Raw genomic sequence first — 201 nt, forward strand, 5'->3', positions numbered from 1 at the left:
GATTAGCACATCGTTATCTTCCGCCGCACTGACGATACCATCGGTTTCAATTGGCGTGGTGATAGTCAGCGCCGAAGGCGCCGCGTTATCCAGAGTAATGGTTTGCGTCGCTGCGGTGGAGGTATTGCCTGCCGTATCCGCTTGGGTGGCCGACACAGTGAGCGTGCCATTATTCAGGCCACTGACATCCAGCTCACTGCC

The 201-nt window shown here is 56.7% G+C and carries 1 protein-coding gene; it reads right to left on the reverse strand.

Annotation, left to right across the window (positions count from 1 at the left end; translation table 11 throughout):
• On the reverse strand, positions 1 to 201 hold a 201-nt coding region (locus tag CWB99_RS23625; RefSeq protein ID WP_138686246.1), incomplete at both ends, for a hypothetical protein.

This window comes from Pseudoalteromonas rubra, from assembly GCF_005887095.1.
Classification (GTDB): domain Bacteria; phylum Pseudomonadota; class Gammaproteobacteria; order Enterobacterales; family Alteromonadaceae; genus Pseudoalteromonas; species Pseudoalteromonas rubra_E.